At 64.4% G+C, this 8,057-nt stretch carries 9 protein-coding genes and 1 pseudogene; 8 read left to right on the forward strand and 2 right to left on the reverse strand.

Annotated elements, in window-relative coordinates:
• Nucleotides 1-31 precede the first annotated feature (31 nt).
• The 6 genes from dapF to M653_RS0123625 are packed head-to-tail and all read left to right on the forward strand — an operon-like array spanning nt 32 to nt 6,040.
• Complete coding sequence (gene dapF, locus M653_RS0123600; protein WP_027145565.1) at nt 32-916, forward strand: diaminopimelate epimerase; 885 nt, start codon at nt 32-34, stop codon at nt 914-916.
• On the forward strand, nt 916-2,241 hold the full coding sequence (mtaB, locus tag M653_RS0123605; RefSeq protein ID WP_027145566.1) for a tRNA (N(6)-L-threonylcarbamoyladenosine(37)-C(2))-methylthiotransferase MtaB: 1,326 nt from the start codon (nt 916-918) through the stop codon (nt 2,239-2,241). The genes dapF and mtaB overlap by 1 nt, the downstream gene beginning before the upstream one ends.
• 12 nt (nt 2,242-2,253) lie before the next feature.
• Nucleotides 2,254-4,098 (forward strand): signal recognition particle-docking protein FtsY, encoded by a 1,845-nt coding sequence (gene ftsY / locus M653_RS0123610; RefSeq protein WP_027145567.1) that lies wholly within the window; start codon nt 2,254-2,256, stop codon nt 4,096-4,098.
• 57 nt (nt 4,099-4,155) lie between these two features.
• Nucleotides 4,156-4,830: a septation protein A gene (locus M653_RS0123615; RefSeq protein WP_027145568.1), complete on the forward strand. Its 675-nt coding sequence runs from the start codon at nt 4,156-4,158 to the stop codon at nt 4,828-4,830.
• Between the two features lie 23 nt (nt 4,831-4,853).
• Nucleotides 4,854-5,474, forward strand: a complete 621-nt coding sequence (locus tag M653_RS0123620) for a pyridoxamine 5'-phosphate oxidase family protein (RefSeq protein WP_027145569.1) — start codon at nt 4,854-4,856, stop codon at nt 5,472-5,474.
• A 35-nt stretch (nt 5,475-5,509) separates the two neighbouring features.
• The gene (locus M653_RS0123625; protein WP_027145570.1) at nt 5,510-6,040 is read left to right on the forward strand and encodes an NADPH-dependent FMN reductase; all 531 of its coding nucleotides are present in this window, start codon (nt 5,510-5,512) and stop codon (nt 6,038-6,040) included.
• 23 nt (nt 6,041-6,063) lie between these two features.
• Here M653_RS0123625 and M653_RS0123630 read toward each other — a convergent pair whose 3' ends face one another.
• Both M653_RS0123630 and M653_RS0123635 read right to left on the reverse strand, forming a co-directional pair.
• Entirely contained in the window at nt 6,064-6,273 is a 210-nt protein-coding gene (locus tag M653_RS0123630) for a 4-oxalocrotonate tautomerase family protein (RefSeq protein WP_027145571.1), read from the reverse strand.
• Between the two features lie 23 nt (nt 6,274-6,296).
• A complete protein-coding gene (locus M653_RS0123635) occupies nt 6,297-7,217 on the reverse strand; it encodes an SMP-30/gluconolactonase/LRE family protein (protein ID WP_027145572.1) in 921 nt (306 codons plus the stop codon).
• A 251-nt stretch (nt 7,218-7,468) separates the two neighbouring features.
• Here M653_RS0123635 and M653_RS1000000135975 point away from each other — a divergent pair, with 251 nt between their 5' ends.
• The gene (locus tag M653_RS1000000135975) at nt 7,469-7,636 is read left to right on the forward strand and encodes a hypothetical protein (RefSeq protein ID WP_084636825.1); all 168 of its coding nucleotides are present in this window, start codon (nt 7,469-7,471) and stop codon (nt 7,634-7,636) included.
• Nucleotides 7,637-7,819: 183 nt separating this feature from the next.
• Nucleotides 7,820-8,057 (forward strand): annotated as a pseudogene (locus M653_RS01000000133305) (IS110 family transposase); the annotation flags it as partial.

The raw sequence follows: 8,057 nt of genomic DNA on the forward strand, positions 1-8,057 counted from the left end.
AGCGCCGAACGGACATGGAATTTTCGGAGCAATGGCAGGCACGGCCCCTTTCGCCAAGATGAACGGCATCGGCAACGAGATCATCGTTGCCGACATGCGTGGCCGTGCGGATCGGGTGACGGCCGCGGCTGCCATCGCGCTCAATGGCGACGCGGCGACGCGGTTCGACCAAATCATGGCGATCCATGACGCCAGGACGCCGGGCACCGCCTATTTCGTCGACATCCTGAATTCAGACGGGTCCGGCGCGCAGGCTTGCGGCAACGGCATGCGCTGCGTCGTCCAGGCACTGGCCGCCGAGACCGGCGAGAAGACCTTCACCTTCGAGACCGTGGCCGGCGTCCTCAATGCCCGCGAACATGCCGACGGCTCGATTTCGGTCGACATGGGCACGCCGCGCTTCGGCTGGCGGGATATTCCGCTGGCCGAGGAGTTCCGCGACACCCGCATGATCGAATTGCAGGTCGGCCCGATCGACGCGCCGGTGCTGCATTCGCCCTCCGCCGTCTCGATGGGCAATCCGCACGCCATCTTCTGGGTCGACGCCGACGTCTGGACTTATGAACTCGACCGTTTCGGCCCGCTGCTGGAAAACCATCCGATCTTTCCCGAGCGCGCCAACATAACCATCGCGCAGGTGACCTCGCCCGACAGCATGATCATCCGCACCTGGGAGCGCGGCGCCGGCCTGACCAAGGCTTGCGGCACCGCCTCCTGCGCGGCTGTCGTTGCAGCGGCGCGCACCAGGCGCACCGGCCGCAGCGTCAACCTTTTGACCCCCGGCGGCGGCACGCTGCATGTCGAGTGGCGCGATGACGACCACGTCATCCTGACCGGCGCGGCCGAATGGGAATTTTCCGGCAGCTTCGATCCGTCGACCGGACAATGGGCCCGCGATACCGAAAGCGCGGCCTGATGTCCGCTCTTGCCAAAGGCGTCGACGTGGCGAAGCAGCCCGGCAGCATCGACGTGGTGACCTTCGGCTGCCGCCTCAACACCTATGAGTCCGAAGTGATTCGGCGCGAGGCCGAAAGTGCCGGCCTCGCCGCGCTGGCAGGTGGCGCCGTGATCTTCAACACCTGCGCCGTCACCGGCGAAGCGGTGCGCCAGGCCAGGCAGGCGATCCGCAAGGCGCGCCGCGACAACCCGGCCGCGCGCATCATCGTCACCGGCTGCGCCGCGCAGACCGAGCCCGAAAAATTCGCCGCCATGGACGAGGTCGATCTCGTGCTTGGCAATGAGGAGAAGCTCAAGGCCAACTCCTATCGCGCGCTGCCCGATTTCGGCGTCAACGACACCGAGAAGGCGCGCGTCAACGACATCTTCTCGGTGCGCGAGACCGCCGGCCACATGGTCGACGCCATCGAGGGCCGGGCACGTGCCTTCGTGCAGGTGCAGAACGGCTGCGACCATCGCTGCACCTTCTGCATAATCCCCTATGGCCGCGGCAATTCGCGCTCGGTGCCGATGGGCGCCGTGGTCGAGCAGGTCAAGCGGCTGGCGGGCAACGGTTATGCCGAGATCGTGCTGACCGGCGTCGACATGACTTCTTTCGGAGCCGACCTGCCGGGTGCGCCGAAGCTCGGCAAGCTTGTGAAGACCATCCTCAGGCAGGTGCCCGACGTGAGGCGGCTCAGGCTGTCCTCCATCGATTCGATCGAGGCCGACGAGGACTTGCTCGACGCCATCGCCACCGAGCCGCGGCTGATGCCGCATCTGCATCTGTCGCTGCAGTCGGGCGACGACATGATCCTGAAGCGCATGAAGCGCCGGCATCTGCGCGATCAGTCGATCCGCTTTTGCGAGGATGTGCGCAAGCTGCGTCCCGGCATTGTTTTCGGCGCCGACATCATCGCGGGCTTCCCGACCGAGACCGACGCCATGTTCGAGAATTCGCTGGAGATCGTCGAGGAATGCGGCCTGACCCATCTCCACGTCTTTCCGTTTTCGCCGCGCGAAGGCACACCCGCCGCGCGCATGCCGCAGGTTCGCCGCGAGCTGGTCAAGCAGCGCGCCGCCCGGCTGCGCGCCGCCGGCGAAGCGGCCTATGTCAGGCATCTGTCTTCGCTCGCCGGCAGCCGCCAGTCGATCCTGATCGAGCGCGACGGCCTTGGCCGCACCGAAGGGTTCACGCTTGCCGCACTCGGCACCGGCGCGCCGGGAGAGATCGTCGAAGCTGATATAACCGGCCACGATGGCGCTCGGCTGATGGCGACGCCGCTTGCCGCCCACGCCGCCTGAGAACGCAAAAGCATGGCTGGTTTTTTCAAGAAGATATTTTCGTTCGGCAAGAAGGAGGTCGTCGAGGAGCGCATCGACGAGACCGCCCCGCTGCCGCCGATCAATTGGGACCAGCTCGACGCGCTGAAGCCGGCGGCCGAGCAGGCCCTGCCGGAGTTTTTGAAGCGCGAGGAGCCTGCGGCGGAAGCCGCGCCGGCGGCCGCGCCCCGTCCTCCCCTTGAGGAGGAGGAGGTAAGGCCAGCGCCCGCCGAGGAGCCAACACCGGAGCCTGCCCCTACCATTCCGCCCGCGCCGGAGCCGATCGTTCCGTCGACCCCGGAGCCTTTGCCTGAACCCAAGCCCGCGGAAGTGCCAAAGCCTGCTCCGGAAACCCCTGCCGAGCCGCCTGCGCCCGAGGAAATTCCGGCGCGGCCCGCCGTTCCGGAGCCAGCGCCCGAACCGCAGCCGCAAGAGGTGCCCCGGCCCGCGCCATCCGAGCCGGAGATCGTTCCCTCGCGTCCCGAGAGGCAACCGGAACCCGCGCCCGTCGAAGTGCCGACGCCGCCCGTGGAAGTGCCGGCCGAGGTGCCCGCACCGGTCGAGGTGCCACCGGCGGCGCCGGTTGAAGTGCCTCCGTCGGCCGGCGTCGAGCAGGCGGCTTCAGAGGCCGGCGCTGCCCCTCATCCGCCTGCCGGCACCTTCTCCTCGTATGGTGACGAAGAGAAGGAAGAGGTTCTTCCACCGCCAGCGGCCAAAACCGAGCCAGGCATTCCACCAGCGGAAATCGCGCCACCCATCCGCCAGCCGGCGCCGGTCGAAACACAACCGGTCATCGCCGAGATCGCGCCCGAGCCTCAATCGGTTCCGCAACCGGAGGCAAAACCCGCGCCCGGCAAGGTGACGGTTGCCAAGAAGGTCGAGCAGAAGGCCGAGCCGCGGAAGGCGCCCGAGCCGGCGCCGAGGCGATCCTGGTTCCAGCGCATGCGGGACGGGCTTGCCCGGTCCTCGCGCGAGCTGACCGGCAACATTGCCGGCGTCTTCACCAAGCGCAAATTGGACGAGGAGACGCTGCAGGACCTGGAGGACGTGCTGATCCGCGCCGATCTTGGCGTGGAAACGGCGCTGCGCGTCACTGATTCACTGGCCTCCAGCCGCTACGGCAAGGACGTCTCCGATACAGAGGTGCGCGCGGTCATGGCGGCCGAGGTGGAGAAGGTGCTCGCCCCGGTCGCGAAACCGCTCGAGCTCGACCTCTCGCACAAGCCGCATGTCATCCTGGTGGTCGGCGTCAACGGCACCGGCAAGACCACGACGATCGGCAAGCTCGCCGCCAAGCTGACCGATGGCGGCCTGTCGGTGATGCTGGCCGCCGGCGACACGTTTCGCGCCGCCGCCATCGAACAGCTGAAGATCTGGGGCGAACGCACGAAATCGCCCGTCATTGCCTCCAAGCTCGGCGCCGATGCCGCCGGTCTCGCCTACGACGCCTTCGAGAGGGCTAAGGAGGCAGGCTCGGACGTGCTGATCATCGACACCGCCGGCCGGCTGCAAAACAAGACCGAACTGATGGCCGAGCTGGAAAAGATCGTCCGTGTGCTGGGCAAGCTCGATCCCGAAGCGCCGCACACGGTGCTGCAGACGGTCGACGCCACCACCGGCCAGAACGCGCTCAACCAGGTTGAGATCTTCCGCAATGTCGCCGGCGTCAACGGCCTGGTGATGACCAAGCTGGACGGCACGGCGCGCGGCGGTATTCTGGTGGCGATCGCGGCAAAGCACAGATTGCCGGTCTATTTCATCGGCGTCGGCGAACAGGTCGATGACCTCGAACCTTTCTCGGCAAGCGAATTCGCCAGGGCGATCGCTGGCGTGGCTTGAACAAGCACGATGCCGGAAGTGAGGCTTCCGGATTGGATCGTGCGTTAGAAGGATACCATGAACCCACCCATTCTCGAACGCGATCCGTCCGACCCGCAGAAAGAGAAGAAGGAAGGCGTCAATCCCGTGCTCAAGCTGGTGCTGGAGCTCGGGCCCTTGATGGTGTTCTTCTTCGCCAATGCGCGCGGCGAGTGGCTGACGCAGAAATTACCCGTTTTGGCTGAATTCGGCGGCCCGATCTTCGTCGCCACCGGTCTGTTCATGGCCGCGACCGCGATCGCGTTGATCGCCTCATGGCTGCTCACCCGCACCTTGCCGATCATGCCTATGGTGTCGGGCGTGGTCGTCTTCATCTTCGGCGCGCTGACGCTCTATCTGCAGGACGACATCTTCATCAAGATGAAGCCGACCATCGTCAACACGCTGTTCGGCGGCGTGCTGCTCGGCGGCCTGTACTTCGGCCGCTCGCTGCTCGGCTATGTCTTCGAGTCCGCCTTCAAACTCGATGCCGAAGGCTGGCGCAAGCTCACCTTCCGCTGGGGCCTGTTCTTCCTGTTTCTGGCCATCGTCAACGAAGTTGTCTGGCGCAATTTTTCCACCGACGCCTGGGTTACCTTCAAGGTCTGGGGCATCATGCCGATCACGCTTCTGTTCACCTTCAGCCAGATGCCGCTGATCCTGCGCCATTCGCTCGACGAAAAGGCCGGCGGGGAAGAGAAAGCCGGCAAATAAGGCAGGGACTAAAGGGGAGAGCCATGGAATTCGTCACCACCCGGGAAGAGCTGCGGACGATCTACAAGACCCCGCGCCCGACCGATGGCTCGATCCGCAAGGAACTGAAGGCGCTCGACGGCCATTGCCGCTCCTTCATCGGCAAGAGCCCGTTCGTGCTGATCGGGTCGTCCGATGGCGAAGGCAATGCCGACGTCACCCCGAAAGGCGACAAGCCCGGCTTCGCCGCCATTCTCGACGAGAAGACGATCGCCATCCCCGACCGGCCCGGCAACAACCGGCTGGATACGCTGGAGAACATCCTGCGCAATCCCTCGGTCGGGCTGCTCTTCCTCATACCGGGCATGAACGAGACGCTGCGCGTCAACGGCGAAGCCCGTATTACCGTGGATGCCACTTTGCGCGGGCGCCTCGCGGTCGACGGCAAGACGCCGCAAAGCGTTATCGTGGTCGCCGTCAAGGCCGCCTACATGCATTGCGCCAAGGCCTTCATGCGCTCCGATTTGTGGAAGCCGGAGAGTTGGTACGACCGCGCGACGCTGCCGACGCTCGGCCAGATCCTGCGCGGCCAACTGGCATTGGCCGATTCGGCCGAGGCGACCGACCGTTGGCTGGACGACGAGTACAAGCAGACGATGTGGTAGGGTTTTCGGCCACGATTCGCCCGGACCTGTCCATCTTGCTCAATCTTCTTGCCATCTCAGGCAGCCTGCGGGCGGCCTCCACCAATTCGGCCCTGGTCGCGGCGTTGGCGTTGAACGTGCCCGAGGGCTGTCGCGTCACCGTCTATGACGGACTTGGCCGCCTGCCGATCTTCAACCCCGACGATGAGGGTGAGCGGACGCCACGCGATGCTTCCGATCTGATCGATGCCGTCACCGGCGCCGACGGCATTATCGTTTCCTGCCCCGAATATGCCCATGGCGTGCCGGGCGGACTGAAGAACGCGCTCGACTGGCTGGTCTCGCGCGACGCCGCCGTTGCCAAGCCGGCCATGCTCGCGCACGCTTCGCCCCGCTCGCTCTATGCCCGCGCGGCTTTGGCCGAGATCATGCGCACCATGTCGTTCGCGCTTTATGATGGCGGACCGGAGATTGCCCTGCTCGGCAAGAAGCCGCCGGAGGTGGCGAGCATTCTGGCGGAGCCGGCGAACGTGCTGGCCATGCGCGACGCGCTGGCTGCCTTCGCGGATTTCATTCGCTCGCGTTGAGCGACGACCTCTCTTCCGCCGCCCTAGCCCTTCGCCCGCAACGTCTCGACATCGGTCTTGCCGACATACCAGTCGCGGGCGTTGACTTCCTCGAAGACCACCCAGATATCGTCATTGCCAAGTCCGGTGGCGTCCATGATCGCCGCCGTGACTTTCCTGGCGATGTCAGCCTTCTTGCCTGCCGGATCGGCGGCGATCACTTCCTTGACGATGCGGATGTTGACGAATGGCATGACGTCCTCCCCTTCATTCCTGATCAGTACGTCTTGGCCCCATTCACCATCAGCCGCACCGAATAAAGCGAGGTGGTGCCGGCGATATAGAGGCAGTTCAGCTTGGCGCCGCCGAACACGCAATTGGCGGTCACCTCTGGCACCTTGACCTTGCCGATCAGCGTGCCGTCCGGATCGTAGCAATGGATGCCGTCGAAGGCGCTGGTCCAGATACGCCCGTCGGCATCGAGCCGAAAGCCATCGAACAGGCCGGCGGTGCAGTCGGCGAACACCTTGCCGCCCGAAACCTTCTTGCCGTGCTTGCCGACATTGAACACCCGCATATGCGCCGGATTCTGCGCCCCATGCGTGCGGCCGGTGTCGACAACATAGAGCAGGCTTTCATCGAGCGAGAAGGCAAGCCCGTTCGGCCTGACCATATCGGTGATCACGGCTTCGACCTCACCACTGTCGGGATCGACGCGGTAGACATGGCAGGCGCCGATCTCGCTCTCGGCCTTGTCACCCTCATAGTCGGTGTCGATGCCATAGGTCGGGTCGGTGAACCAGATCGAGCCGTCGGACTTCACCACCGCATCGTTGGGCGAGTTCAGCCTTTTGCCCTTCCATTTGGCGGCGACGGTGGTGACCGAGCCGTCATGCTCGGTGCGGCTGACGCGGCGGCCCGAATGCTCGCAGGTGACCAGCCGGCCCTGCCGGTCGACGGTGTTGCCGTTGGAGTTGCCCGACGGCTGGCGGAACACGCTGACGCTGCCGTCCGTCTCGTCAAAGCGCAGCATGCGGTTGTTCGGAATGTCGGACCACACGACATAGCGGCCGGCGGCGAACCAGGCCGGCCCTTCCGCCCAGCGGCAGCCGGTGAACAGTTTCTCCACTTGCGCGCTGCCGTTGAACAGGCGCGCGAAACGCGGATCGAGAATTTCGTAATAGTCTGCGGCCGCCATGCATTTCCTCCCGGCATCACGTGACGCCGGATCAAGCCAGCCCGCGACCGATCTGGCAAGACGGGCTATCAGCAATTTGTAAGACAAAACGGACAGGACGTGCCTTAGGACGCCATTAACCGGCTATGCGTTGCGTGCAATGGTGCATTGCAACATCTTCTTTTTGCAATGCACCATTACTATGTCATGTTCCGTATCGATCAAGGGAGGAAGAACCAGCCGCGAGAATGCGGCACAGAAGGAACCTTGCTATGATCTTCAACGATCTCATGACCCGCGCTCGCAGCAGCATCGCCAAGCGCAAGCACTACAACCGCCTCGTCGCCGAAATCGACAGCTTCTCCAGCCGCGATCTGGCCGACATGCGCGCCGATCGCTCGGAAATGCTCTACCAGATCCGCAAGCAGATCTACGGCTGAGTTTAAATCGATCGACGCGCCAGCCCGGCGCGTTGAGATTCAGGTCAGGCCGAGTCGAAAATGGTGGATTCCGAGAACCGGAGCGGAGCGTACGTTTGAGTACGTGTTGGGGTGGACGGCCCCCGACGGCGTCGCAATGTGCCAGAATGAGGTCGTTGCAGATCTCAACAAGGGAGACCGTCCGTGGATAAACTTATTCGCATTGGCATGGATACGTCAAAGAGCGTTTTCCAGTTGCATGGGGTGAATGAAGCCGAACAGCCTGTATTGCGCAAGAAGCTGCGGCGCAATCAGGTGCTCGCCTTCTTTGCGGGGCTTCCACCACTGAAGGTTGGCATGGAGGCCTGTGGCGCGGCTCATTACTGGGCGCGGGAGTTGCGCGCGTTGGGTCACGAGGTGCTGCTGATGCCGGCGCAGCACG

The organism is Mesorhizobium sp. WSM3626, assembly GCF_000513935.1.
Taxonomy (GTDB): domain Bacteria; phylum Pseudomonadota; class Alphaproteobacteria; order Rhizobiales; family Rhizobiaceae; genus Mesorhizobium; species Mesorhizobium salmacidum.

What these genes read in the sequence shown, in the direction of transcription:
- M653_RS0123635 (WP_027145572.1), bottom strand. Translation starts at nt 7,217, where the DNA reads ATGGCGGCCGCAGACTATTACGAAATTCTCGATCCGCGTTTCGCGCGC.
- ftsY (WP_027145567.1), top strand. Translation starts at nt 2,254, where the DNA reads ATGGCTGGTTTTTTCAAGAAGATATTTTCGTTCGGCAAGAAGGAGGTC.
- M653_RS0123615 (WP_027145568.1), top strand. Translation starts at nt 4,156, where the DNA reads ATGAACCCACCCATTCTCGAACGCGATCCGTCCGACCCGCAGAAAGAG.
- M653_RS0123630 (WP_027145571.1), bottom strand. Translation starts at nt 6,273, where the DNA reads ATGCCATTCGTCAACATCCGCATCGTCAAGGAAGTGATCGCCGCCGAT.
- M653_RS0123620 (WP_027145569.1), top strand. Translation starts at nt 4,854, where the DNA reads ATGGAATTCGTCACCACCCGGGAAGAGCTGCGGACGATCTACAAGACC.
- dapF (WP_027145565.1), top strand. Translation starts at nt 32, where the DNA reads ATGGCAGGCACGGCCCCTTTCGCCAAGATGAACGGCATCGGCAACGAG.
- M653_RS1000000135975 (WP_084636825.1), top strand. Translation starts at nt 7,469, where the DNA reads ATGATCTTCAACGATCTCATGACCCGCGCTCGCAGCAGCATCGCCAAG.
- mtaB (WP_027145566.1), top strand. Translation starts at nt 916, where the DNA reads ATGTCCGCTCTTGCCAAAGGCGTCGACGTGGCGAAGCAGCCCGGCAGC.